19 protein-coding genes are annotated in these 25,173 nt (G+C 67.4%); 11 read left to right on the top strand and 8 right to left on the bottom strand.

What is annotated here, in order from left to right; translation table 11 throughout:
- Window positions 1-35 precede the first annotated feature (35 nt).
- The 8 genes from AC1DCG_RS00560 to AC1DCG_RS00525 all read right to left on the bottom strand — a co-directional run bounded on the left by AC1DCG_RS00560 (window position 36) and on the right by AC1DCG_RS00525 (window position 9,744).
- A complete protein-coding gene (locus tag AC1DCG_RS00560; RefSeq protein ID WP_477036471.1) occupies window positions 36-509 on the bottom strand; it encodes an SRPBCC family protein in 474 nt (157 codons plus the stop codon).
- Window positions 510-570: 61 nt separating this feature from the next.
- The gene (locus tag AC1DCG_RS00555; RefSeq protein WP_477041333.1) at window positions 571-915 is read right to left on the bottom strand and encodes a DUF190 domain-containing protein; all 345 of its coding nucleotides are present in this window, start codon (window positions 913-915) and stop codon (window positions 571-573) included.
- Window positions 916-925: 10 nt separating this feature from the next.
- Window positions 926-4,150, bottom strand: coding sequence for an efflux RND transporter permease subunit (locus tag AC1DCG_RS00550; RefSeq protein ID WP_123170783.1), 3,225 nt, complete (start codon window positions 4,148-4,150; stop codon window positions 926-928).
- Window positions 4,147-5,316 (bottom strand): efflux RND transporter periplasmic adaptor subunit, encoded by a 1,170-nt coding sequence (locus tag AC1DCG_RS00545; protein WP_123170784.1) that lies wholly within the window; start codon window positions 5,314-5,316, stop codon window positions 4,147-4,149. The genes AC1DCG_RS00550 and AC1DCG_RS00545 overlap by 4 nt, the downstream gene beginning before the upstream one ends.
- A 12-nt stretch (window positions 5,317-5,328) precedes the next feature.
- Window positions 5,329-6,555 carry a TolC family protein gene (locus AC1DCG_RS00540; RefSeq protein WP_101712419.1) on the bottom strand — a complete coding sequence of 409 codons (1,227 nt, stop codon included), beginning with the start codon at window positions 6,553-6,555 and terminating at the stop codon, window positions 5,329-5,331.
- A gap of 59 nt (window positions 6,556-6,614) precedes the next feature.
- Complete coding sequence (locus tag AC1DCG_RS00535; protein WP_145998337.1) at window positions 6,615-6,986, bottom strand: hypothetical protein; 372 nt, start codon at window positions 6,984-6,986, stop codon at window positions 6,615-6,617.
- Between the two features lie 108 nt (window positions 6,987-7,094).
- The gene (locus tag AC1DCG_RS00530; protein WP_477041332.1) at window positions 7,095-9,038 is read right to left on the bottom strand and encodes an FTR1 family protein; all 1,944 of its coding nucleotides are present in this window, start codon (window positions 9,036-9,038) and stop codon (window positions 7,095-7,097) included.
- A gap of 49 nt (window positions 9,039-9,087) precedes the next feature.
- Complete coding sequence (locus AC1DCG_RS00525) at window positions 9,088-9,744, bottom strand: cation efflux transmembrane domain-containing protein (RefSeq protein WP_477028000.1); 657 nt, start codon at window positions 9,742-9,744, stop codon at window positions 9,088-9,090.
- 72 nt (window positions 9,745-9,816) lie between these two features.
- Between AC1DCG_RS00525 and AC1DCG_RS00520 the strand changes: the two genes are divergently transcribed.
- From AC1DCG_RS00520 to hutC, 11 genes are all read left to right on the top strand, one after another.
- Window positions 9,817-10,218, top strand: coding sequence for a MerR family transcriptional regulator (locus AC1DCG_RS00520; protein ID WP_101712422.1), 402 nt, complete (start codon window positions 9,817-9,819; stop codon window positions 10,216-10,218).
- 85 nt (window positions 10,219-10,303) lie between these two features.
- Window positions 10,304-10,672 carry a hypothetical protein gene (locus AC1DCG_RS00515; RefSeq protein WP_101712423.1) on the top strand — a complete coding sequence of 123 codons (369 nt, stop codon included), beginning with the start codon at window positions 10,304-10,306 and terminating at the stop codon, window positions 10,670-10,672.
- Between the two features lie 135 nt (window positions 10,673-10,807).
- Window positions 10,808-11,065, top strand: coding sequence for a hypothetical protein (locus tag AC1DCG_RS00510; RefSeq protein WP_101712424.1), 258 nt, complete (start codon window positions 10,808-10,810; stop codon window positions 11,063-11,065).
- A gap of 81 nt (window positions 11,066-11,146) precedes the next feature.
- On the top strand, window positions 11,147-12,373 hold the full coding sequence (locus tag AC1DCG_RS00505; RefSeq protein ID WP_101712425.1) for a TolC family protein: 1,227 nt from the start codon (window positions 11,147-11,149) through the stop codon (window positions 12,371-12,373).
- Window positions 12,370-13,902 carry an efflux RND transporter periplasmic adaptor subunit gene (locus tag AC1DCG_RS00500; protein WP_101712426.1) on the top strand — a complete coding sequence of 511 codons (1,533 nt, stop codon included), beginning with the start codon at window positions 12,370-12,372 and terminating at the stop codon, window positions 13,900-13,902. Before AC1DCG_RS00505 ends, AC1DCG_RS00500 begins: the two co-directional genes overlap by 4 nt.
- Complete coding sequence (locus AC1DCG_RS00495; protein WP_477041331.1) at window positions 13,899-17,069, top strand: efflux RND transporter permease subunit; 3,171 nt, start codon at window positions 13,899-13,901, stop codon at window positions 17,067-17,069. Before AC1DCG_RS00500 ends, AC1DCG_RS00495 begins: the two co-directional genes overlap by 4 nt.
- Window positions 17,070-17,244: 175 nt before the next feature.
- Window positions 17,245-19,596 (top strand): heavy metal translocating P-type ATPase, encoded by a 2,352-nt coding sequence (locus tag AC1DCG_RS00490; protein WP_101712428.1) that lies wholly within the window; start codon window positions 17,245-17,247, stop codon window positions 19,594-19,596.
- A 554-nt stretch (window positions 19,597-20,150) separates the two neighbouring features.
- Window positions 20,151-22,835 (top strand): TonB-dependent receptor, encoded by a 2,685-nt coding sequence (locus tag AC1DCG_RS00485; protein ID WP_477027996.1) that lies wholly within the window; start codon window positions 20,151-20,153, stop codon window positions 22,833-22,835.
- A gap of 48 nt (window positions 22,836-22,883) precedes the next feature.
- Entirely contained in the window at window positions 22,884-23,612 is a 729-nt protein-coding gene (locus AC1DCG_RS00480) for a PepSY domain-containing protein (RefSeq protein WP_101712430.1), read from the top strand.
- A 10-nt stretch (window positions 23,613-23,622) separates the two neighbouring features.
- Window positions 23,623-24,339, top strand: coding sequence for a PepSY domain-containing protein (locus tag AC1DCG_RS00475; RefSeq protein ID WP_477041330.1), 717 nt, complete (start codon window positions 23,623-23,625; stop codon window positions 24,337-24,339).
- On the top strand, window positions 24,339-25,085 hold the full coding sequence (gene hutC / locus AC1DCG_RS00470; protein ID WP_477036469.1) for a histidine utilization repressor: 747 nt from the start codon (window positions 24,339-24,341) through the stop codon (window positions 25,083-25,085). Before AC1DCG_RS00475 ends, hutC begins: the two co-directional genes overlap by 1 nt.
- The last annotated feature ends 88 nt before the right edge of the window (window positions 25,086-25,173 follow it).

The raw sequence follows: 25,173 nt of genomic DNA, 5'->3' as shown, positions 1-25,173 counted from the left end.
GCGATCGACGGCTTTCCCGTCCGTAAAAATCAACTCTAGAGTCTGCCGCGATGGCTCAGACGACCGCGCGGCTGGCCTCGACCTGGCTTCAGTCGCCGGCACAACGCCAAAGCGACCTGCTCGCAGGCGTTTCGTACAGCGGCTTCATGCACGTTCGGCCCGCGCTGAAGCTTCACCATCCAAAGCGGCGTTTGCGTCACCTGGATCAGCCGCGTCCCGGATTTCCGAGGCTCCAGACAAAAGCGCTCGAAGCTGTAGCCATACCATCGGCGACCGAACCGGAAACTGAGGCAGCGGCCTTCCTCCAGCACGTCGATCGTGGATGGGGTTCGACGGCGTCCGGCCGATGGCTGTCGCAAAATATGGACGACCCGCGCATGAAGCTTAGCCTCACCAAGTAGCGCGCGGTGGGGATGCCAATCGGCCCAATGAGGAAAGTCGGTAAGCGATCGCCACACCGCTTCGGGTGTTGCGTCGATGTTGCAATGGTGTTCGACGACAATCGTCATAGCGATTTCCCGAAAATCGGGGATCGGCGCGCCGAGACGAGCTCAGCGCGCCGCGACACCCTTACACGTAGGGGATGCGGTGACCGCCGTAGCGGACCACTTCCACCTTCTCCAGAGTGACGAGACCGATCTCGTCGCCMTGCTCCAGCCCATCGATGAAGGGACGGATCTTGGCCTCCTCATCGACGATCTCGACCACCACCGGCAGGTTCGAGTTCAGATGAAACCCGCCTGCGCCGTGCATGATGCTCGAGGCCCCAAAGCCCCTCAGGCCACGCAGAACCGTGGCCCCGGCCAGCCCGACCAGGCGAGCGCGATCGACGAGAGCCTCGAAATACGGACGGTCGCCCGACATCGCATTCTCGTCGGTGTAGATCCGCAGCAGCAGTGCGTTTCCAGGAATCATCACGTCCTCCTTAGATCTGGGGCGCAGCCGCTTGCTGACGCTCGGCCTTGCGCAGGACGAAGCGGCAGATAGCGGGCAGGACGAAAAGGGTCAGGGCCGTGGCCGTGATCAGGCCGCCGATGACGACGGTGGCCAGCGGACGCTGGACCTCCGCGCCGGTGCCGCTCGCCAGCGCCATGGGAACGAACCCCAGCGAGGCGACCAGGCCCGTCATCATCACAGGTCGAAGGCGCTCCATGGCCCCGTTGATGATCGCGTCCTTCAGGGGAAGGCCTGTGACCAGGCGCTGGCGGATTGCGGTCATCATCACCAGGCCGTTGAGCACCGCCACACCGGAGAGCGCGATGAACCCGACCGCGGCCGAGACCGAGAACGGGATACCTCGCAGCGCCAGCGCGAACACCCCGCCGGCCAGGGCCAGCGGAATGGCCGAAAACACCGCCGCAGCCGGCGCGACGCCGCCCAGGGCCATGAACAGCAGGCCGAAGATCAGCAGGAAACACAGTGGCACCACGAGGCCCAGGCGCGCCTGGGCGGCCTTGAGGTTCTCGAACTGACCGCCCCAGACCAGCCAGGAGCCGGTCGGCAGGGTGACCTGCTGGCCGATCTTCTCCTGGGCTTCGCCGACGAACGAGCCAAGGTCGGCGCCACGGACGTTGGCCTGGACGACGACCCGACGCTTGCCGTTCTCGCGGCTGACCTGGTTAAGCCCCTCCGAGTAGGAGAACTTGGCCACGTCGCGCAGCGGCACCGAGGCTCGCGGTCCGCCACCGGCGCGCTCCGGCAGCATCACCGGCAAGGCGCCCACCGCGTCCAGATCGTTGCGGCTGGCGTCCGGCAGGCGAACGGTGACGTCAAAGCGCCGGTCGCCCTGGAAGACGAGGCCGGCTTCACGACCACCCATCGCCACGGCCAGGGTGTCGGCGACCTCCTCGACCGTCAGGCCAAAGCGGCCGATGGCGTCGCGATCGAGCTGGACATCCAGGGTTGGGAAGCCCGAGGTCTGCTCGACCTTGACGTCGGCCGCGCCCTTGACGGTGCGCAGCACACCAGCGATCTCCTCGGCCGTCCGGGTCATGGCTTCGAGGTCGTCGCCGTAGACCTTGATGGCCACGTCGCCACGCACGCCGGCGATGAGCTCGTTGAAGCGCATCTGGATCGGCTGGCTGAACTCGTAGGCGTTGCCGGTCAGGCCTTCGAGCTTGTTCTCGATACGGCCGATCAGCTCGGCCTTGGTTTCCTTCTTGTTGGGCCACTCTTCTTTGGGCTTGAGGATGACGAAGCTGTCCGCGGCGTTGGGCGGCATCGGGTCGCTGGCGACCTCGGCCGTACCGGTCTTGGAGTAGACGAAGGCCACTTCCGGGAAGGTGGCGATCTGGCGTTCGATCCGCCGCTGCATACGCAGCGACTGCTCCAGCGACGTCGACGGGATGCGCAGGGCCTGAATGGCCATGTCTTTCTCGTCGAGCTGGGGCGTGAACTCGCGACCCAGGAAGTTGAAGGTCACGGCCGCGGCCAGGAAGATGCCGATCGAGGCGACGATCACCGGCAGCGGACGATCGACAACCTTGCGCAGCAGCGGCTCATAGCGGGATTTGGTCCAGCGAACGGCCGCCACTTCCTTCTCAGCGACCTTGCCGCGGATGAGCAGCGCGATCATGGCGGGGATGAAGGTCAGCGACAGGATGAAGGCGCCGGCCAGGGCCAGCATCACCGTGATCGCCATCGGCGAGAAGGTCTTGCCCTCGACGCCGGTGAACGTCAGCAGCGGCGCATAGACCAGCAGGATGATCGCCTGACCGTAGACGGTCGGGGAGATCATTTCACGGGCCGCTTCGCGGGTTTCAGCAAGCCGTTCCGACAGGGTCAGCAGACGGCCTTCGTGATGCTGGCGCTCGGCCAGACGACGCAGGCTGTTCTCGACAATGATCACCGCGCCATCGACGATGAGACCAAAGTCCAGAGCCCCAAGGCTCATCAGGTTGCCCGAGACGCCCAGCTTGTTCATGCCGATAGCGGTCATCAGCATCGACAGCGGGATCACCAGGGCGGTGATCAGGGCGGCGCGGAAGTTGCCCAGCAGCAGGAAGAGCACGACGATGACGAGCAGAGCGCCTTCGACGAGGTTCTTCTCGACGGTCTTGATTGTAGCGCCGACCAGCTTGGAGCGGTCGTAAACCACCTGGGCCTTGACGTCGGCGGGTAGCGACTTGGTGACTTCGGCCAGCATCTTGCCCGAGGCGGCCGCCACCGATCGGCTGTTTTCGCCGGTCAGCATCAGCACCGTACCGACGACCACTTCTTCGCCGTTCTCCGAGGCCGCACCGGTACGCAGGGCGCCGCCAATGCGGACCAAGGCGACGTCGCGGACGAACACGGGCACGCCGCCGCGGTTGGCGACAGTGGCGCGGGCGATCTCGTCGACCGATTTGACGCGAGCATCGGCGCGGACCAGGAAGGCCTCCCCTCCCCGCTCGACGAAGTTGGCGCCGACCGCGAGGTTGGCCGCTTCAAGGGCGGTGGCCAGTTCGCTGAACGACACGCCATAGGCGGCCATGCGGCTGGCGTCCGGTTGAACCACGAACTGCTTCTCGAACCCGCCGATGGAGTCGACGCCGGCGACGCCAGGCACCGAACGCATCTGTGGCCGGACGATCCAGTCCTGCACTTCGCGCAGATAGGCTGCTTGGGCGGTCGGGTCGGCGAGGCGCTCGCCCGTCGGGGTCAGGTAGGCCCCGTCGGACTGCCAGCCGGGCTCGCCGTCCTTGGCCTTGGCGCCCTTGCCGCCCGGATGCTCGAAGGCGACGGTCCACATCAGGACCTCACCCAGGCCTGAGGAGATCGGGCCCATCGCCGGCTCGGCGCCGGCCGGCAGGCTCTGGCGAACCTGGGTCAGGCGCTCGGCCACCTGCTGGCGGGCGAAGTAGATGTCTGTCTTCTCCTTGAAGACGATCGTCACCTGCGAGAAGCCGTTGCGCGAGATCGAGCGCGTGGACTCCAGGCCGGGGATACCGGCCATGGCGGTCTCCACCGGGTAGGTGACCAGCTTCTCAACCTCGGCCGGAGCCAGGGTCGAGGCGACGGTGTTGATCTGAACCTGCTTGTTGGTGATGTCCGGCACCGCGTCGATCGGCAGGCGGACCAGATTGAGGATACCGATGGAGGCGACGAGCGCGACGAGCGCCACGACCGCCCAGCGGAAGCGAACCGATAGGTCGAGGATGCGCCCGATCAATGTTCGGCCTCCCCCTTGGCCATCTCGGCCTTCAGCAGGAAGGCGCCCTTGCCGGCAATCTGCTCACCGACCTTCACGCCCGAGACGATCTCGACCTGGCCGCCGCCACGGCGGCCGATCTTCACCGGCCGCGGTTCGAAGCCAGTCTTGGTGCGCACGAAGACAACGTCCTTGCCCTCGACGGACTGGACGGCCTCGTCTGGCGCTGCGAACCGGCCAGCATCGACGGCGGCCCCGCGCGGAGTAATGCGAGCGCGCAGGGCCTGGCCAGGGGCCAGGTCCGAAGCGCCTGACGACAGGGTCAGGACGGCGGTGGCCGAGCGGCTCTCGGCGTCCAGGCCCGGGGTCACCGAACGGACGACTGCCGGGATCGAACCCGTGGCGGTCTCGACGCTGGCGATATCGCCCGGCTTGACGCGCAAAGCGTCGGCGGCCGGCAGAGCGGCCTGGACCTCGATCTTGGCCGGGTCGGCGACCCGGAAGAGTTCGGTCCCGGCCGTGACGTAGGCGCCGAGCACGGCATTGGAGCCGGTAATGCGGCCCGAGATCGGGCTGGTCACGGCGATCGTGCGGCCGTTGCCCGAGACCCCGGCGGCGGCCCCGGCGCTGCTGGCGCGGCGCAGTTCTGCATCGGCGATGGCGGCCTCGGCCTGGGCAGCCTCAAGATCCTGACGCGCGGTGATCTTGGCGTCGAAAAGCTTCTTCTCGCGCACCAAGGCCTGGCGCGCGGCCGTGGCCTTGGCCGCGGCGGCCGAGCGTTCGGCGCTGATGGCGGCGGCGTCTCGGCTTTCAATCGCGGCGATGGTCTCGCCGGCCGCAACGCTGTCGCCAAGGCGCTTGACGATGCGCACCACAGCGCCGTCGGCGCGCGCCGCCAGGGTCGCCGCGCCATTTGGCGTGGCGGCCACGGTGGCCTGGGTGACGATCGCGGCATCGAGGCCGCCGGCGGCCAGGGTGACCACCTGGATATTCTCCGAGGCGATCCGATCGCCGCTCATGGCGACGTGCGGCTTTTCACCCTTGTGATCTTCTTCGGCGGGGGCGGCAGCGGCCGGCTTTTCGGCCGGGGCCAGGAGCGTACGGCCGGCTAGCGCACCGACGCCTACGGCGAGGAGGCTGCTGACCGCGACAGCGGTGAGCAGGGTCTTCCGGTCTTGGGTCTTCATCAAGAAAATCCCCTATTGAGCGGCGGCGCGTTCGAGCGCGGCCAGGGCCTTGGCGCGATCGAGGCGCGCGGCGATGAGGTCGGTACGGGCGGCGGTCAGCGCCGTCTGGGCGTCGAGCACTTCGAGAAGGGAGAACTTCCCGGCCTCGAAGCCCTTCCGGGAAAGGTCGACTGCGGTCTGGGCCTGCGGGACGATCTTGCCGTCCAGGACGGCCAGCTTGGCGTCGGCCGCGCGCAGCGAGGCCTCGGCGTCGTTGATCGTCCGGACCGAACGCACCAGCGCCAGGCGCTCCTTAGCTTCGGCGGCCGTGGCGTCGGCGCGGGCGGCAGCGACGTTGCCCTGGTTGCGGTTGAGCACCGGGATCGGAGCGGTAAAGCCGACGGTCACGGCGGAGTCGCCCGTCTGCTCGAAGCGTCGCACGCCGGCTTGGACGGTCAGGTCAGGACGACCCGCTGCGCGCTCGCGATCGATGACCGCCTGCGCCGTCGCCTTCTCGGCGCGCGCCAGGCGCACGTCGAGCGTTTCGCCAGGATCGACGAGGGTGGTCTTGCGCTCGGCAGGCGCCACGTCCGTCAGTTCGACGGCGACATTGGCCTCTCCCCAGAGGGAGACCAGCGCCCTACGGGCCGCCAGGGCCTCGGCCTCGGCGGCAATGACGGCGGCGGCGGCCTCGCGGCTGGCGGCCTCGGCGCGCAGAGCCCTAAGCGGCGGCTCGCGGCCGCTCTCGACCAGGGTGGCTGCGACGCTGGAAAGGCCCTCGGCGCGCTGCGCCGTTTCGCGGGCCAGCACCAGACGGTCCTCGCTGGCCTGGGCCTCGGCGTAGCGCACCGTAACTTCCTGGCTAAGGTCGGCCTTGGCCATAGCGAAGCTGATACGGGCGGCATCCACTTCAGCGTCGGCGGCGGCGGCGCGAGTGCGGCGCTTGCCGCCCAGTTCCAGCCGCTGACTGACCGTCAGGGTGGTTTCGGTCGAACCGAAGCCGCCATAGGGACCAGAACCCGCGAAGTTCTCAGCCTGCAGGCCGGCTTCTGGGTTGGGCATCAGGCCGGCCTGACGGGCACGACCTTCGGCTGCGGTGACCGAGGCCTGGGCCGCGGTCACGATCGGTGATTGGGTCTGGGCGCGCGACAACGCGTCGGCCAGGGTGACAGGTTCGGCGAAGGCGCGCAGGGGCGCGCCGAAGCCGACGAGCGCCGCAACCGCGCCGAAGACGGCGGGCCGGGCAAGACGGGAGAACATGGAAAATCCCAGATTGCGTTACTGACGATGGCGGTCACGCGCGCGAGGGCGCGGCCACGTCAGGCGCGGGGAGGTTCTTTCGGACCGTCGGGAAGATTCGAGGGCGGCAAGCCCGTTTCGGCGGGCGCTAGATTTGCGCCGCTGATCTGGGCGACAACCTGCCGCACAATGATTGGCGACGCTGGAGAAACACTTTGATGGCAATGGCCGTGGATACAGGCGTCGCCGCCAGTTTCACGCTGCCCATTGCCGCCATGGTTATGAGCCGGATCGGTGACTTGCTGCCCGGGCGTGGTTTGCACCAACTCCACCGCCGAAGTATCCGATGAGCAAACCATACTATCGAGCGTCGGCACGAGCGACAGACACAGCACGAGGCAAGCGAAGATCGCCCCCATCGTGTGTTTCAGCCATGTCGACAGTCGCGCCATTCGCCCTCTTAACAGCCAACCTGCAACGCGTGAACGCGTTACATAATTACAAACATTGGGCTCATCGAGCCGATCGCCCGGCAGCAGCCTCACCGCAATCGCCGAACCTCATCCCATCGTTCTTCTCGCGCTCCGCTGCGACCACCAAAAGCCGCCGACCAGAATGACAAGCGTCAACGCCTGCGACGCCACGCCTTCAATCGTCGGGAAGAAGCCCAGCAGCTCCATGCGCGGCAGGGCCAACGGATGCAGGTCCAGAAGTCCTGCTTCCTGCAGGGCGGCCACGCCCTTGCCGGCCAGGACCACGGCCAGGATCGCCATCAGGATGGCGCTATACTCGAAGAACTTGCCGATCGGCAGGCGCTTGGAGAATCGCAGCATGGCCCAGGCGATGGCGGCCAGAACGACGATGGCGCRGCCAACGCCGGCCAGCACGGCCCCTGCCCCGCCCTGGGTCCAGAGCGCGGTCAGGAAGAGGATGGTCTCGAAGACCTCGCGATAGACAACGATGAAGGCCAGCAGGAACAGGAACCAGGCCGACTGCTTGGACAGCGCGTGGGACAGCTTCTCGCGGATATAGACCTGCCAGGCGTCGGCCTGGGCCTTGCCGTGCATCCACAGCCCCACCGAGATCAGCACCGCCGCGGCGATCACGGAGCCGAAGCCTTCGGTCATTTCACGGCTGGCGCCGCTGATCGAGATGAAGAAGGTCGCCGCCGCCCAGGTCAGGCCGCCCGCGGCCAGGGCCGCGATCCAACCGCCGTGGACGTAGGGCAGGACGTCCGACCGCTCGGCCTTGCGCAGGAAGGCGATCATCGCCACCACGATCAGCAGCGCCTCCAGCCCCTCGCGCAGCAGGATCGTGAAGGCGCCGGCGAAGCTCGACAGGCCGCTGGCCTTCTCCGGCGCCAAAGCCCGGGCCGCGGCGGCGAATAGAGCGTCCAGGCGCTCGATCTGTGCCTTGACCTCGCTTGCGGGCGCGGCCTTGCCGATGGCGCCGCGCACGTCGCCCATGGCGCCCTCGATCCGCCGCATCAGGGCCGGATCGCGCGCGCCGAGCGACGGCTCGACGGGTTCGAAGCCGTCGAGATAGGCGGCCAAGGCCAGATCGGCGGCGGCCTTGCGATCGCCGGCCTCATAGGCCTTGAGGCTGGCGGCAAGCTTCTGGCGGGCGACGTCGAGCGAGCCGCCGCCGGTGCGGATGACCACTTCGGGATGGCGGCGCAGGTAGGCGGTCAGGGCCCGCGCCTTGGTCTCGCCAACGGCGCTGGCCAGGGCGGCCGGCGTGGTCTGGGTCAGGGTCTGCAGGTCAGGAAAACGCGCCCGGACGGCGACGTCCTCGTTCCACAACGTCTCGCCGGCGGCGGCCTCGGCGTCGGTGAAGGCAAAACGGCCGACATAGAAGGCCAGGTCCCAGCGATCGTCTGACGGCAGATGCGCGAAGCTGGCCATGGCCGTGCCGTCGAGCCCCTGCTGGATCACCTGATAGAGACCAAAGACGCTGCGCTGGCGGGCGCGCTCCACGTCGGCGAAGGCGATGGGCGGCGGGTCCAGGCCCACGGCGCTGGGTCCATCGGCCTTGCCCGTCGCCCCGTGGCACGCCGCGCAGTTTTCGGCATAGAGCGCCGCGCCGCGCGCCAGGTCCGGCGCGCGCTTGGGGGCCAGAGGCGTCGGGTAGGCCGCCAGGAGATCGTTGGCCAGCGCGTGAGCCCGCGCCGAAACCACGGCCGGATCCTGCTTGGCGGCGATGGTCGCCTGCAGGCTCTCGGCCTTGGCCAGGAGGGCTGGCTGGGCCTTGGTGGCGGGCAAGCCGGAGATGCGCTCGCGCACCTGGCCGGCGAACTCGTTCATCTCGGCATATTCGGACGGGCTGATGACCTTGCCGTCCTTCACCGCGCCGGCGTAGTCGACCGACAGATAGTCGAGCAATCGCCAGGTGGTCTGGGCCGAGCTGGCCTCTTGCGCGTGCGCCATCGGCGCGACCGCGACGACGAGGATCGCCATCAGGCCGCCGAGCATCGAGGCCAGACGCCCCTTGAGACCAGTAATCATTATCAATCCATGAGCGCGAAACGGCGCGTGTGGCAAGAGCTTGGGCATGTCAGGAGAGCGCCAGTTCGGCGCGGTGCTCGGCCCGGGCCTGGCGAATGATCTGATAGGCGGAACTCAGGAAGACCCCTGCCAGCAGGACGCCGACGATCAGGTCCGGCCACCGTGAGCCGGTCAGCCAGACGAGGACGCCCGTCGCCGCGACCGCCAGACACTGGATCAGGTCGTTGCGCGTGCAGAGCCAGACCGAACGGACATTGGCGTCGCCGTCGCGATAGCGAACCAGCAGGCCCGCGGCGATCAGGTTGGCCAGCGCTCCGAAGAGACCCAGGGCCGAGATCGCTTCGCCGGACGGCGCCGCGCCGCTCCAGGCCCGCCAGGCGGCAAAGCCGGCCACAGACAGCGCGACCGCGCCAAGGCTGACGCCCTTGAAGAGCGCCGCCCCGGTGCGGATGCCCACCGACTTGCCGATGGCCCACAGGCTGATGGCGTAGGTGGCGCTGTCGGCCAGGAAATCCAGCGCGTTGGCCGACAAGGAGGCCGAGCCCTGGATCAGGCCGCCCACAAGCACGACGACGAAGCCGACGAGGTTGATCGCGATCACCCAGATCAGGGCGCGGCGGTAGGCCGGGGTGGCGCCGTCGAACTTCACTTCGGCGCCGCAACCGCAGCCCGAGGCGGCCGGCTTGCTGGAACAAGAGTCGCTCATAGCCCTGGTTCTGCATCCTCTAGTCACTAGAGGATCAAGCGCTTATTTCTCGTGATCTCGAACGGAGGTTCTATGTCGGCGCTCACCATCGGCAAGCTCGCCAAGGCGGCGGACGTGAAGGTCCCCACCATCCGCTTCTACGAACAGATCGGCCTTCTGCCGGTCCCAGATCGCACCGCGAGCGACCGTCGCATGTTCGAGGAGGCGGCGGTGCGGCGCCTCGCCTTCATCAAGCACGCCCGGCAGCTGGGCTTTCCGATCGAGGCGATCCGAACCTTGCTGGACCTGGCGGACCATCCCGACCAGGCCTGCGACGAGGCCAACACCCTGGCCAATGACCAGCTCGTGGCGGTCGACGCCAAGATCGCCCAACTGACGGCGCTCAGGACAGAGCTGAAGCGCATGGCCGACGCCGGCTGTCGCGGGTCGGCGGGCGAATGCCGGGTGATCGAAGCGCTCTCGAACCCCGCCTAGCGATCTGCCATATTCCGGCCAGATGCAAAGCCTAGCTCGTCCGGGGATCGACAAGGTCGGCCTGTCGACCTAATTACTGAGCTTGATGCGACACCTGTTCGCCCTTCTGGCCGTCCTGGCCCTGCTGATCAGCCCGATGAGCATCGCGGCTGCGCAGGTCGAGTGCGCCAAAGCCGGACCGGAAGCCATGGCCGGCATGGACGCGCCGGCCGTCAAGTCGATGGATGCCGCCAAGGCCAGCCACGACTGCTGCGACGAAAAGCAAAAGCCGCCACACCATGGCAAGGCCTGCGCTCAGGTCTGCTGGGCCATGTGCGCAACGATGAGCGCCTTGCCCACCTCACAGATCCAACTGCAGCCCGTCGAACCAATGCGCCTGACGGCCGCCCTCTCCCAACCGCTGCGCGCCCACGCGCCGCCGCGGGCCGAACGACCACCCAAACTGATCGCCTGAACCCGACCTGCGTCTGACGCAGGTCCCGCCCGCGCCGTGCCGGCGCGGTCGCGCCCTCGCGTGTCCGCGTCTCGTCACGTCCGGGATCCGAGCGCCGCCTTTGGCGGCCCTTCGAACCTTTTCAGGACGATCAAAATGCAAATCTCCAAGACCCTGGCCGCCGCCCTCGCCGCGGCCGCCCTGACCGCCATCGCCGGCTCGCCGGCCCTGGCCTCGCCGTCGAAAGAGGCGGGCTTCACCTATCGCGCCTCGCCCGCGGCGGCGAACCCCAAGGACGTCTTCCGTCACAACATCAGGGTCGCCGCGCCGGAGGCCAAGACCGAGATGGCGATGAAGAACTGCGGCTGCCCGATGATGAAGGCGCCCGCGTCAACCTCCGCTCACGGCGGCTAAGGCGGCCCGAGCCCGGCGGGATTTCCCGCCGGGCTCCACGCCCCTCGTCCGTCCTCACCTTCCACCGTGATCGGAACCCCGATGCGTATCGCCATCACCCTGGCCGCGAGCCTGCTCGCCGGCGCGGCCCATGCCGCGCCCCTCACCTACGCCCAGGCCCTCGACGCGGCCGCCGCCAACGCCCCGGCCCTGCGCGCCGCCGCCCTTCAGGTCGAAGCCGCCAGGGCCTCGGCCAAGGCTGCCGGCGCCCTGCCCGACCCCAAGCTCGCCCTGGGTCTCGACAACTTTCCGGTCTCGGGCCCGATGGCCGGACGGTTCGGGTCCGACGAGATGACCATGGGCAAGATCGGCTTTAGCCAGGACATGCCCAGCGCCGCCAAGCGCCAGGCGCGGATCGGCCGCGCCCAGGCCGACATCGCCGCGGCCGGCGCCGAGGGCGCGGTCGAAGCCCGCCAGGTCCGTATCGCCACGGCGCTGGCCTGGATCGACCTGCTCTACGCGCAGCGCAAGCTGGCCGCGCTGGACGGCGTGATCGCTCAGCTGGCCCCGCTATGGACCGCCGCGCCGTCCGGCGTCGCCTCGGGTCGGTCCAGGCCGGCCCAGGCGCTGGAGGCGGCGCAGATGCGCGCGGCCCTGGAGGATCGTCGCAGCGAGGCGGCCTCGGCGCTGGGCCGCGCCCGCGCCATGCTGACGCGCTGGACGGGAGACGCCGATCCCATGGCCAGCGGCCCGGCGCCCGATCTCGACATCGCCCCCGCCGACCTTCGGGCGGCGATCGACCGTAACCCCACCGTGCTGGCCAGGGACGCCGCAGCGCGCCAGGCCCGGGCCGATGTCGACCTAGCCAAGGCCGACAAGCGTCCCGACTGGAGCTGGGACGTCGCCTACCAGAGACGGGACCCGATGTTTGGCGACATGGTCTCGGCCGGGGTCAGCATCAGCCTGCCGCTCTGGGGCAAGAGCCGCCAGGATCCGATGATCGCCGCCCGCGCCGCCAGCGCCGGCCGCGCCGACGCCCAGCGCGAAGACGCCCGGCGCGCCCTGGCCGCCCAGCTCGAAGCCGATCTCGCCGATCACGTCATGCACCATGAGCAATGGCTGCGCGCGCGCGACACCTTGCTGCCGCTCGCCAAGCAGAAGGCCGACCTGGAGACCGCCGCCTATGGCGCCGGCGCGGCGGGCCTGCCCGACGTGCTGACCGCCTTTGCCGGCATGGCCGACGCCCAGCTCACCGCTCTCGATCGCGAGGCCGCCGTCGCCATCGACGCCGCCCGCCTGACCCTGACCTACGGAAGCGACGCCCAATGACCCCGCCTCTCTCGATGAAGGTCCTGCTCGGGAGCGCCGCGGCCCTGGTCGTGCTGGCCGGCGCCGGCGGCTACGGCCTGGCGCGCCTGACCGCCAAACCCGCCTCGACGGCCGCCCCGGCCGACGCGCGCAAGGTGCTCTACTGGTACGACCCGATGGTCCCGGCCCAGCACTTCGACAAGCCCGGCAAGTCGCCGTTCATGGACATGCAGCTGGTCGCCAAATACGCCGACGAGGTCACTGCGACCGGCCCCGCGCCGGGCGTCAGCATCGATCCGTCGGCCACCCAGAACCTCGGCATGCGCCTGGCCACCGCGGAGGAAGGCATGCTCACCGGAGGGCTAACGGCCACCGGAACCGTCGACTTCAACCAGCGCGATGTCGCCGTGGTCCAAGCCCGCAGCGGCGGGTTCGTACAGCGGGTCTATGGCCGCGCGCCTGGCGACGTCATCACCGCCGGCGCGCCGCTGGCCGACCTGCTGGTCCCCGAATGGGGCGGCGCCCAGGCCGAGTACCTGGCCGTCCGCCGCACGGGCGATGCGGCCCTGACCGCCGCTGCCCGCCAGCGCCTGAGGCTGCTGGGCATGCCCGACGGCGTGGTCGCCGGCCTCGATCACGACGGCCGGCCGCGCACCACGATCACCATCACCGCGCCGCTGGGCGGGGTCGTCTCCAAGCTCGACGTTCGGGCCGGCATGACCGTGGCGACGGGCCAGACCCTGGCCGAGATCAACGGCCTCTCCAAGGTCTGGATCACCGCCGCCGTGCCCGAGGCGCAAGGCGGCCAGCTGCGTCAAGGCCAGAGCGTGAGCGTGACCCTGGCGGCCTATCCGGGCGAAACCTTGCGCGGGACGGTCCAGGCCGTTCTTCCGCAGGTCCAGGGCGACAGCCGCACCCTGCAGGCACGGGTCGAGCTGCCCAACCGCGACGGCCGCCTGAAGCCTGGCATGTTCGCCACCGTCGCCTTCGACGGCGGTAGGCAAGCCGCCCTGCTGGTTCCGTCCGAGGCGGTGATCCGCACCGGCGCGCGCAACGTGGTGATGCTCGCCGTGGAGGGCGGCCGCTTCCAGGCGGTGGAGGTCCGAACCGGCCGCGAAGCCGGCGGCCAGACCGAGATCCTGCAGGGCCTGTCGCCTGGCCAGAAGGTCGTCGCCTCGGGCCAGTTCCTGGTCGACTCCGAGGCCAGCCTGGCGGGTCTGCAGGTCCGCCCGCTGCCGCCGCCCAGTCCGCCCATGCCGTCGGACATGATGACCATGGCCAAGCCCATGACACCCGCCAGGTCCATGGCGCCGGCCAAGCCCGCCTTGTTCGAAGCGACCGGTCGCGTCGAGCAGATCGGCCAGAGCAGCGTCACCCTCTCGCATGGTCCGGTGCCGGCGCTTGGCTGGCCGCCCATGACCATGGCCTTCCGCGCCGACCCGATGCTGCTCAAGGGCCTGAAGGTCGGCGACCAGGTCAGCTTCGGCTTCGACCAGCCGCCCGCCGGAGCAACGGTGCGGCGCATCGCCAAGACCGGAGGCGCGCAATGATCGCCGCCCTGATCCGCTGGTCGGTCGCCAACCGCTTCTTCGTGCTGCTGGGCGCTTTGGCCCTGATCGTCGCGGGCGGTCTGGCCGTCCGCTCGACCGCGATCGACGCCCTGCCTGATCTTTCCGACACCCAGGTGATCATCCGCACCAGCTATCCGGGCCAGGCCCCGCAACTGGTCGAAAACCAGGTCACCTATCCCCTGGCCACCACCATGCTGTCGGTGCCCGGCGCCAAGACCGTGCGCGGCTATTCGTTCTTCGGCGACAGCTTCGTCTACGTGATCTTCGACGACAAGACCGACCTCTATTGGGCCCGCTCGCGGGTGCTGGAATATCTCAACCAGGTCCAGTCGCGCCTGCCTGAAAGCGCGCGGCCGGCGCTGGGCCCGGACGCCACCGGGGTCGGCTGGGTCTACGAATACGCCCTGGTCGACCGCACCGGCGGCCATGACCTGAGCCAGCTTCGCTCCCTGCAGGACTGGTTCCTGCGCTATGAGCTCAAGACCCTGCCGGGCGTGGCCGAGGTCTCGGCGATCGGCGGCATGGTCCGCCAGTACCAGGTCGTGCTCGATCCGCAGAAGCTGGCCAGCTACGGCGTCACCCACCAGGCGGTCATCGCCGCGCTGAAAGGCGCCAACGCCGAGGCCGGCGGCTCGGTGCTGGAGCTGGGCGAAGCCGAGTACATGGTCCGCGCCACCGGCTATCTGAAGACCCTCGAGGACTTCCAGGCTGTGCCGCTGAAGACCGCGGCCGGCGGCGTGCCGGTGCGCCTGGGCGACGTGGCCACCATCCAGGTCGGCCCGGAGATGCGGCGGGGCGTGGCCGAACTGAACGGCCAGGGCGAGGTCGCTGGCGGCGTCGTGATCCTGCGCTCGGGCGAAAACGCCCGCACCACGATCGCGGCGGTGAAGGCCAAGCTGGCCGAACTGAAGAAGAGCCTGCCGCCCGGCGTCGAGGTCGTCACCACCTATGACCGATCGGCCCTGATCGACCGCGCCGTCCACAACCTGACCGGCAAGCTCCTGGAGGAGTTCCTGGTCGTGGCCCTGGTCTGCGCCCTCTTCCTGGGCCATCTGCGCTCGGCCCTGGTGGCGATCCTCTCCCTGCCGCTGGGGGTTCTGGCCGCCTTCCTGGTGATGAAGAGCCAGGGCGTGGACGCCAACATCATGTCGCTGGGCGGCATCGCCATCGCCATCGGGGCCATGGTCGATGCGGCCGTGGTGATGATCGAGAACGCCCACAAGAAGCTGGAGCGCTGGGCGCACGAACACCCCGACCAGCCGCTGGACGGCGAGACACGCTGGAAAGTGATCACCGAGGCCGCCGCCGAGGTGGGGCCGGCGCTGTTCTTCAGCCTCCTGATCATCACCCTGTCGTTCATCCCGGTCTTCACCCTGCAGGCCCAGGAAGGCCGCCTCTTCCGCCCGCTGGCTTTCACCAAGACCTACGCCATGGCGGCGGCGGCGATCCTGTCGGTGACCCTGATCCCGATCCTCATGGGCTATCTGATCCGCGGCAAGATCCCCGACKAGACGGCCAATCCGATCAATCGCGCGCTGACGGCGGCCTATCGCCCGCTGCTGGACCGGGTGATGCGCCGTCCCAGGACCACGCTGGTCGTCGCCCTGCTGGCCTTCACCACCACGGCCTGGCCGCTGGCCCATCTGGGAGCCGAGTTCATGCCCAACATGGACGAAGGCGACCTGCTCTACATGCCTTCGGCCCTGCCGGGCCTGTCGGCGGCCAAGGCCGGCGAACTGCTCCAGCAGACCGACCGGATGATCAAGACCGTGCCGGAAGTCGAGAGCGTGTTCGGCAAGGCCGGACGGGCCGAAAGCGCCACCGACCCCGCGCCGCTGGAGATGTTCGAGACCACCATCCGCTTCAAGCCGCGCGACCAGTGGCGGCCGGGCATGACGCCTGACAAGCTGGTCGCCGAGCTGGACCAGCGGGTGCGCGTCCCGGGTCTCACCAATGTCTGGGTCCCGCCGATCCGCAACCGCATCGACATGCTGGCCACCGGCATCAAGAGCCCGATCGGGGTCAAGGTGTCCGGAGCCAGCCTCGCCGAACTCGATCGGATCGCCCAGGAGGTCGAGCATGTCGCCAAGGACGTGCCCGGCGTCAGCTCGGCTCTGGCCGAGCGCCTGACCGGCGGACGCTATGTCGATGTCCGCATCGACCGGGCGGCCGCCGCGCGGTTCGGGCTGAACATCGACGATGTGCAATCGATCGTCTCGGGCGCGATCGGCGGCGAGACCATCGGCCAGACGGTCGAGGGCCTGGCCCGCTATCCGATCAGCGTCCGCTATCCACGCGAACTGCGGGGCAGCCTGGAAGGCCTGCGCGCTCTGCCAATCCTCACCCCGAGCGGCGCGCAGATCACCCTGGGCAGCGTGGCGGATGTCCGGATTGCCGACGGCCCGCCGATGCTCAAGAGCGAGAACGGCCGGCCGACGACCTGGGTCTATGTCGACGTTCGGGATCGCGATCTGGCCTCGGTCGTCGCCGACCTGCGACAAGCGGTCGACCGGAAGGTGCGGCTGTCGCCCGGCGTCAGCCTCTCCTATTCGGGTCAGTTCGAATATCTGCAACGCGCCGCCGACCGGCTGAAGATCGTCGTCCCGGCCACCCTGCTGATCATCTTCGTGCTGCTGTACGTGATCTTCCGCCGCTTCGACGAGGCGGGACTGATCATGGCCACCCTGCCCTTCGCCCTGACCGGCGGGATCTGGACGCTGTACCTGGCGGGCTTCCACCAGTCGGTGGCCACCGGCGTTGGGTTCATCGCCCTGGCCGGGGTTTCGGCCGAGTTCGGAGTGGTGATGCTGATCTACCTCAAGCACGCCATGGACGCCCTGGGGCCCAACCCGACGCCAGACCAGGTCGCAGCAGCGGTACGCGAAGGCGCCCTGCTGCGCGTGCGGCCCAAGGCCATGACCGTGGCGGTGATCCTGGCGGGCCTGGCGCCGATCCTCTGGGGCCATGGCGCGGGCTCGGAGGTCATGAGCCGCATCGCCGCTCCGATGATCGGTGRCATGCTGACCGCGCCGCTGCTGTCGATGTTCGTGATCCCGGCCGGCTACTTGCTGCTGCGTCGGCGTGGCGGCCGAGCCAAGCCTTCCGGCAACGAGACCCCGCCCCGCCTCCTAGGCTCAGGTGTCTGATCTTGCCGCTCACAAAGCCAAGGCCAATCATCGCCGGGCCCAATCCTTCCCTGGCGGCGGGATACGTCAGCCTGCCTGTCAACTTCGGCCAAGCTTGAGAAATATTCACCCGCCATGAGGGGATCGCCTGATCGCCGCGTATCGTATCAGAAGGCCTAGGCATTGGAGCGTATGGATGAGCGGTTCACACCCCCACCACGAACACCCTCACGAGACCTCGGCCCAGGCAGTCAAGGATCCGGTCTGCGGGATGGAGGTCGACCCGCAAACCGCGGCCGAACACCGAGCGTTTGAAGGCCAGACCTATCACTTCTGCTCGACCGGCTGCGCGCGCAAGTTCGACGTCGAGCCTGCCCGCTATGCCGGTTCGCTTCGCGCGGAACCCAACCCCGAGACCGCCGCCAAACCCGCCCCAGCCGGCGCGATCTACACCTGCCCGATGCACCCCCAAATCCGCCAGGTCGGGCCTGGCAATTGCCCGATTTGCGGCATGGGCCTGGAACCGGTGACGGCGAGCGCCGAGAACGGTCCCAACCCCGAACTGCGCAGCATGACCATCCGTTTCTGGATCGGCTTGGCGCTGGCCGCACCGGTGTTTGCGCTGGAGATGGGCGGCCACGTGGGTTTGATGGCCCTAAACCTCTCCCCCCATCTGTCCAACTGGATCCAACTAGCGCTGGCGACACCGGTCGTCCTGGGGTGCGGCTGGCCGTTCTTCGAGCGCGGCGCGCGCTCGCTCATCACCCGCCAGCTCAACATGTTCACCCTGATCGCCATGGGGATCGGCGTGGCCTGGGCCTACAGCGTGGTGGCCACCCTGGCGCCCGGCCTCTTTCCTGCAGCCTTCCGCCGCTCCGACGGCTCGGCTCCGATCTATTTTGAAGCCGCTGCGGTGATCACCGTCCTGGTTCTGTTGGGACAGGTGATGGAGCTGCGAGCGCGCGAGAACACTTCCGGGGCCATCAAAGCGCTGCTCAACCTTTCCCCCAAAACCGCCCGCCGCGTGGTCGGCGAAGACGATATCGAGGTCAAGGTCGAGGACATCGAAGTCGGTCACCAGTTGCGTGTCCGCCCCGGCGAAAAGATCCCCGTCGATGGCCATGTCGAGACCGGCGAGGCTTCCGTCGACGAAGCCCTGGTCACCGGCGAGTCCATGCCCGTCCACAAAGCCCAGGGCGACAAGGTCATCGGCGGATCGCAAAACAAGACCGGCTCGTTCGTGATGGTCGCCGACAAGGTCGGATCCGACACCCTGCTGGCTCAAATCGTCTCCATGGTCGCCGAAGCCCAGCGTAGCCGCGCGCCGATCCAGCGGATGGCCGATCGCGTGTCTGGCTGGTTCGTGCCTGCGGTGATCTTGGTGGCTTTGGTCGCCTTCGTGGCCTGGGCGATCTTCGGACCGCCCCCGAGCATGGCCTTCGCCTTGGTCTCCGCCGTGTCGGTGCTGATCATCGCCTGTCCATGCGCCCTGGGACTGGCCACGCCCCTCTCCATCATGGTCGGGGTGGGGCGCGGAGCCAGCGCAGGCGTGCTTATCAAGAATGCCGAGGCGCTCGAACGCTTCGAGAAAATCGACACCCTGGTGATCGATAAGACCGGCACCCTGACCGAAGGTCGTCCGGCGGTGACGCAGGTTCGCCCCCTGCCCGGCTTCACTGAAGATGAGATCCTGCAACTGGCCGCCAGCCTCGAGCGCGCCAGCGAACACCCCCTCGCCGACGCTATTGTTCGGGCAGCGGCTCAACGCGACCTGCCGCTCCAGCAACCCGAGGATTTCGACTCTCCCGTTGGCAAGGGCGTCCTGGGCAAGATCGACGGCCGCCCCATGGCCATCGGCTCCTCGCGGTTCCTCGACGAGCAAGGCATCTCCACTGAAGCCCTGACCGCTCAGGCCGACGCTTTGCGACGCGACGGCGCCACCGCGATCTTCGTCGCCATCGATGGCGCGGCCGCAGCCGTGCTGGCGATCGCCGATCCGATCAAGCCGACCACTCAGAGCGCCGTCGCCGCCCTCAAGGCCCAAGGCTTGCGGATCGTCATGCTGACTGGCGACAACCGTACGACCGCCCAGGCCGTCGCCAAGAGCCTGGGAATCGACGAGGTCGAAGCCGACGTGCTGCCTGAGGAGAAGGCCGCTGTCGTCAACAAGCTGCGCGCCGAAGGCCGCAAGGTCGCCATGGCCGGCGATGGGGTCAACGACGCCCCTGCCTTGGCGGCGGCGGAGGTCGGCGTGGCGATGGGCGCTGGCTCGGACGTGGCCATCGAGAGCGCCGGCGTCACCTTGCTGCACGGCGATCTTGAGGGACTGGTAAAGGCCCGCCACCTGTCGCGCGCGGTGATGGGCAACATCCGCCAAAACCTGTTCTTCGCCTTCGCCTACAACGTCGCGGGCGTGCCGGTCGCGGCCGGTTTGCTCTATCCGGTCTTTGGCTGGCTTCTGTCGCCGGCGATCGCCGCCGCGGCCATGGCGCTGTCTTCGGTCAGCGTGGTTGGAAACGCGCTGCGACTTCGAGCGGTCCGTCTCTAGGCGCTCACATCATTTTTTGAGGGGGCGGCCCAAGCGCTGCGTATCCCTCTACTGAGAAACGGGTGCGACGGACCTGATCCGTCCGCAACCCGGCTCTCTCGTAATAATAATTGTGTATAGCGACGAATATTTCGGCGCATGAATAGTCATGTCAAAACAATGTCTGACATTGTTTGCGAATAAACTCGAATCTAATCGACATTCGCGCCATGATTGATGAGATTTAATTCACATATTTTCGCGATAATGCGCGCACAAAATCTGATCAAACGGAATCAAAATTGTAAGCCGATACAAACCATCCACTCGAATAATTCGACGCTGGAAAAATAACCATCAGGCGATAGATATAATCTGAAATGTTGTGAATTTTTCAGCGTAATCCCGGAAAAAACACCAACCCTTCCCGAGAAACGCTGAATTTCGGGAATATTATGCCCTCGAATTTTCCCCATTATGTATATACATAGCTTGACGCGATGAGGGCTCGATCCCGAGCATGTTTCCGTGCCGCCACCGTTGGGCGGGATCGGAAACACGAGGGGGATCAGTCGATGAACTGGCATTTCAAGCGGGCGCTGCTGGCTGGCGCCATGGCTACGGCGTCGTTCAGCGGATGGGCGGCGCAAGCTCAGGAGGCCAGCAACGTCGAAGAAGTCGTCGTCACCGGAACCCGGATCAAACGCCAGGACATCAGCGGCGTCGGGCCAGCAACGGTGATTTCGCAGGAGCAGGTCGAGCGCTCCGGCGTCAACAACGTCGAAGCGCTCCTACAGCGCCTGCCGGCCTCGGCCGGCAACGCGGGCAACCAAACCAACGCCTACTGGACGGGCAACGGCTACGGCACCGCGCAGGTCAATCTTCGGGGCCTGGGCATCAATCGCACCTTGACCCTGATCAACGGCCGTCGCGTGGTCAACGGCGGCACAGGCGCCAATAGCGCGCCCGACCTGAACATGATCCCGACGGCGATCATCGGCCGCATCGACGTTCTGAAAGACGGGGCCTCGGCCATCTACGGCGCCGATGCGGTCGCCGGGGTCGTCAACATCGTCACGCGCACGAACGTCGAAGGCCTCACCCTGACCGGCAAGTACGGCGTCACCGACGAAGGCGACGGCGACGAATACGCTCTGGACGCGCTGTGGGGCATGCACAGCGACCGCGGCTCGGTCACCGCCGCGATCACCTGGCAGAAGACCGAAGCGGTCAACCTGGCCAGTCGCGCGCCCTGCGGTCTGGGTGAGGTCGGCGGGGCGCTGACCTGCGTGTCATCAGCCTCCACGATTGGTGGACGCGCGGTCCTGCCCAACGGCCAGCAGATCAATTTCAACCAGACGCCCGGCGGCAACGGCAATTTCTACGAGCCCTACAGCGCCGCCAAGCACAACTTCAATTCCAATCCCTTCCTCAACGCCGTCAGCCCCATTGAACGCTTCAGCACAGCGCTGCTGACCGACTACAAGCTGAACGACAAGGTGACGCTGTTTGGCGAGGCGTTCTTCACCCATCGCCAAAGCCATCAGATCGCCTCGCCCGGCACCCTGCGCAACCTGGCGATCTCGGCGACCAACCCGACCAACCCGACCGGGCAGAACATCACGCTCGTGCAGCGGCGCCTGGCCGAACCTGGCCCGCGGATCTTCTCCCAAAGCGTCGACACCTACCGCTTCGTGGGCGGCGCCCGCGGCGAACTGGGCGGCGACTGGAGCTGGGAAGCCGCCGCCAACTGGGGTCGGACGACCGGCGTCGACGGCATGACCAATATCGCCAATCTCGAACGGGTGGCCAACTCGATCAATCCGGCGATCTGCAGCACCACGCCGGGCGCGGCAATTCCCTGCGCCGACTATCTTGGCGCGGGAGATCTGACGCCAGCGGCTCTGAAATACATCCTCTTCAACTCGCGCGACACCGGCGGCAACGAGCAACGCAGCATCACGGCCGATGTCTCCGGCTCGCTGCTGACGCTTCCGGCCGGCAAGCTGAGCGTCGCCGCCGGCGTGGTCTATCGCGAGGAAAAGGGTTGGCGCGACCCCGACGCCCTGACCGTGCTGGGCATCGCCAACACCAACCAGCAAGACCCGATCTCCGGCCAGGTGTCGACCAAGGAAGCCTATGTCGAGCTGTCAGCGCCGTTGCTGGCCGACCTACCCATGGTCCGGACGCTCGAACTCAACGGCGCCGTGCGCTACTCCGACTATGACCTCTTCGGCTCGAACGAGACCTACAAGGTCGGGGTCAATTGGGGCGTCGTGGAGGGCCTGCGGCTTCGGGCGACCTATGGAACCGGCTTCCGGATCCCTAGCGTCCCGGAGCTGTTCGGCGGGGTCGCCGAAGGCAACTTGACCACCACCGATCCCTGCAGCCGCTATGGTAGCAGCACCAACGCCACCCTGGTGGCCAACTGCCGGGCCAGCGGCGTGCCGGCCAACTATGTTCAGCTCGGCAACACCGTGCTGACCACCGTCGGCGGCAACAGCGCCCTGCAGCCGGAAAGCGCCAAGACCCTGACGGTCGGCGCGGTCCTGCAACCGGCCTTCATCCCCAAACTGTCGGTCACGGTCGACTATTTCGACATCAAGATCTCGGACGCCATCCGCTCGATCCCGGGCTCGACGAAGCTGGCGGTCTGCTATGCCTCGGTCAATCTGAGCCACCCGTTCTGCGGCCCGGCCAACTTCACCCGCAGCACCCTGACGGGCGAGATCAACTTCCTGTCTTCGCAGCCCTCCAACGCCGGGCGCGAGCAGATGCGTGGCGTCGACATCGGCGTCCGATACGATTTCGACGTCCGGGGCCTGGACGCCAGCATCGACTGGAACACCACCTATCTGGACAAGTACGTGATCACGCCGTTCCAAGGCGCCACCCCGATCGTCTTCGACGGCCATATCGGCGGCGGCAACGGCGGCTATCCTCACTGGCGATCCAGCCTCAACGCCTCGCTGCAAAGCCCGCGCTGGTCGGCCAACTATTCGGTGCAGCTGATCGGCAAGGCCACCGACTTCAACGCCGCGCCCACCGACATCGGCTACCGCTCGCCCAATGTCTTCTACCACAACGCTCAGTTCGCCTATCGCCTCGGAACCCGCGCGGGCCTGACGGTCGGGGTCGACAACCTCTTCGACAAGAAAGCGCCCTTCATCAAGAGCTGGACCGACGGCAACACCGACACCATGACCTACGACCTGCTGGGTCGTCGCGGTTACCTCAAGCTCACCTATCATTTCGACTAATCAAAGGGGACCGTCGGCCAAGCCTAGCTTGGCCGACCACATTCGATCATGGCCAACAAAAAGAAACCGGCGATCCGCTGGCCAGCCCTGGCCCGCAAAACCCACAAATGGCTCGCGCTGATCATTGGCGTTCAAGCGCTCTTCTGGATGCTGAGCGGCCTCTACATGACCGCCGTCCACATCGACATCATCCACGGCGACGCCCTAGTGCGCCCCGCCCCCGTGACGCCGATCGATCCATCCAGCGTGCGCGATCCAAGCGAGATATTGAGTCGCTACCCGGCGGCCAGCACGATCAAGCTCGATACTCAGCTTGGCGCGCCGGTCTTTGTCGTCGGCGAAGGCAAGCAGCGCACACTCGTCGATGCGCGTTCAGGCCGCCCGCTGTCGCCGCTGGATCGCGCGGCCGCCGAGGCACGCGCCCGGGCGCATTACGCCGGCGCGGGTTCAATCGTAAAATCCGATCTGCTCAGCGTCATTCCTAGCGAGATCAAAGGCCGCCCCGCGCCCATCTGGCGGATCGAGTTCGCCGGGCGCTGGCGCCCGACGCTCTACATCTCTCCCCAGACCGGAGAGCTGGTGGCCAAACGCCACGATCTTTGGCGCGCCTTCGACTTCGTGTGGATGTTCCACATCATGGACTACGAGGCACGGGTCGACGTCAACAACCTGCTCCTGCGCACCGCAGCCTGGATGGCGGTGGCCACCTCGCTCACGGGAGCCTGGCTCCTGATCTTCAGCTTCCGTCGCAAGCGCCGTGTGCGCAAACTCGCCTAAGGGGTGACCTGTGTTTCTGATCCGCACCCTGCACAAATGGTTCGGCCTGATCCTTGGACTGCAATTTCTGCTCTGGTCCATAAGCGGGGCGATGATGGCCATGCTCGACGCCAAGAAAGTCGCGGCCGAGAGCAGTGAGCGCGCGCCGCCTTCGCTGGCGCGTCCCCACACGCCCATCGCGCTCGCATCCCTGGCCCAAACCCTCGAGGCGCCCATCCTGCGCGCCCGGCTTCGCCCGCTGGGCGAACAGTATGTCTACGAGATCGAAACGCCGATCGATCTGCGCCTGTTTGATGCGACCACCGGCGCCCCCGTCACCATCGACGCCCCGCGCGCAAAAGCCCTGGCGCAAGGCAGCTATGCCGGCGTTGGCGTCCCGACTTCCATCCAGATCGTCGAAAAGCCCAGCGGCGAAGTCCGCGGCGTGCCGCTGCCGGTCTGGCGGGTCGGATTTGATGACCTTGAGCATACCGCGCTCTTTGTCGATCCGCGCACGGGATCGATCCATCACCGGGTCAACGACACCACCCGAACCTGGAACCTCTTTTGGATGATCCACATCATGGACTACCCCACGGGCGCCAGCTTCAATCACCMCTTGATCATCACCGTCGCCACCGGGTGTCTCTGGCTGGCCCTGAGCGGTTTCATCCTGCTGTTCCGCAGCTTCCGCCGGCAGGATTTCGCCTATGTCCTGGACCCCATCGACAAGCTGCGAGGTCGCTGATGCCCGCTCCGCCCGCTTCCTTGTCCGCCTCGGCCGAAAGCCTTCACGGGCGCATCAAGGCCGATATCGCCGAGAAGATCCTCTCGGGCGCCTGGCCGCCAGGGCACCGCATACCGGCCGAGCACGAACTCATGCGCCGGTTCGACTGCTCGCGGATGACGGTCAGCAAGGCCCTGTCCAAGCTCGTCGACAGCGGCCTGATCGTCCGCAGGCGTCGCATGGGCACCTTCGTCTCCAGACCCAGGATCCATTCCGCCGTCCTGGATATTCCCGACATCCAGGCCGAGGTGCGCGCTCGCGGACAGGTCTACGCGTACATCCTGCTTAGCCGCCGCATTCGGCCCGTCACGCGGCGGGAGGCTCTCGAATTCGACCTTCCCGAGACCTGCGAGGTCCTGCTGCTTCGCTGCCTGCACAAGGCCAATGATCGTCCGTTCGCCCTGGAAGAGCGGCTGATCAGCCTGGACGCCGTGCCCGAAGCGCAAGGCGTGGAGTTTGCCGTCATGCCCCCAGGCACCTGGCTGCTGCGAACGGTCCCATGGACGGAGGCCGAGCACCGCATCAGCGCGGTGGCGCCGACCAGAGCCGTAGCCCAGGCGCTGCACCAGGATTCGACGAGCGCCTGCTTGCGCCTGGATCGCCGCACCTGGCGCTCGGGCGCGGGCGTGACCCATGTCAGCCTGCTCTTTCCAGGCGACGCTTTTGATCTGGTCGCACGCTTCACCCCAAACTCGGCTCATCCCTGAGGGCCATCGCCCTGCCCCAGATCGCGGCGGGAAACACCATCGTCGCCGGAGCCACGGCGCTGTGATCGGTCAACGGCCGGGCTAAGGC

This window comes from Caulobacter sp. 10L414 (genome assembly GCF_056395525.1).
Note: the sequence above shows the minus strand (reverse complement) of the source record. Positions and strands in the feature narration are given on the sequence as shown.

Coding starts and splice junctions, on each gene's coding strand:
- AC1DCG_RS00560 (WP_477036471.1), bottom strand. CDS start 509: ATGACGATTGTCGTCGAACACCATTGCAACATCGACGCAACACCCGAA.
- AC1DCG_RS00490 (WP_101712428.1), top strand. CDS start 17,245: ATGAGCGGTTCACACCCCCACCACGAACACCCTCACGAGACCTCGGCC.
- AC1DCG_RS00545 (WP_123170784.1), bottom strand. CDS start 5,316: ATGAAGACCCAAGACCGGAAGACCCTGCTCACCGCTGTCGCGGTCAGC.
- AC1DCG_RS00520 (WP_101712422.1), top strand. CDS start 9,817: ATGTCGGCGCTCACCATCGGCAAGCTCGCCAAGGCGGCGGACGTGAAG.
- AC1DCG_RS00480 (WP_101712430.1), top strand. CDS start 22,884: ATGGCCAACAAAAAGAAACCGGCGATCCGCTGGCCAGCCCTGGCCCGC.
- AC1DCG_RS00485 (WP_477027996.1), top strand. CDS start 20,151: ATGAACTGGCATTTCAAGCGGGCGCTGCTGGCTGGCGCCATGGCTACG.
- AC1DCG_RS00535 (WP_145998337.1), bottom strand. CDS start 6,986: ATGGCGCGACTGTCGACATGGCTGAAACACACGATGGGGGCGATCTTC.
- AC1DCG_RS00525 (WP_477028000.1), bottom strand. CDS start 9,744: ATGAGCGACTCTTGTTCCAGCAAGCCGGCCGCCTCGGGCTGCGGTTGC.
- AC1DCG_RS00540 (WP_101712419.1), bottom strand. CDS start 6,555: ATGTTCTCCCGTCTTGCCCGGCCCGCCGTCTTCGGCGCGGTTGCGGCG.
- AC1DCG_RS00505 (WP_101712425.1), top strand. CDS start 11,147: ATGCGTATCGCCATCACCCTGGCCGCGAGCCTGCTCGCCGGCGCGGCC.
- AC1DCG_RS00515 (WP_101712423.1), top strand. CDS start 10,304: ATGCGACACCTGTTCGCCCTTCTGGCCGTCCTGGCCCTGCTGATCAGC.
- hutC (WP_477036469.1), top strand. CDS start 24,339: ATGCCCGCTCCGCCCGCTTCCTTGTCCGCCTCGGCCGAAAGCCTTCAC.
- AC1DCG_RS00500 (WP_101712426.1), top strand. CDS start 12,370: ATGACCCCGCCTCTCTCGATGAAGGTCCTGCTCGGGAGCGCCGCGGCC.
- AC1DCG_RS00510 (WP_101712424.1), top strand. CDS start 10,808: ATGCAAATCTCCAAGACCCTGGCCGCCGCCCTCGCCGCGGCCGCCCTG.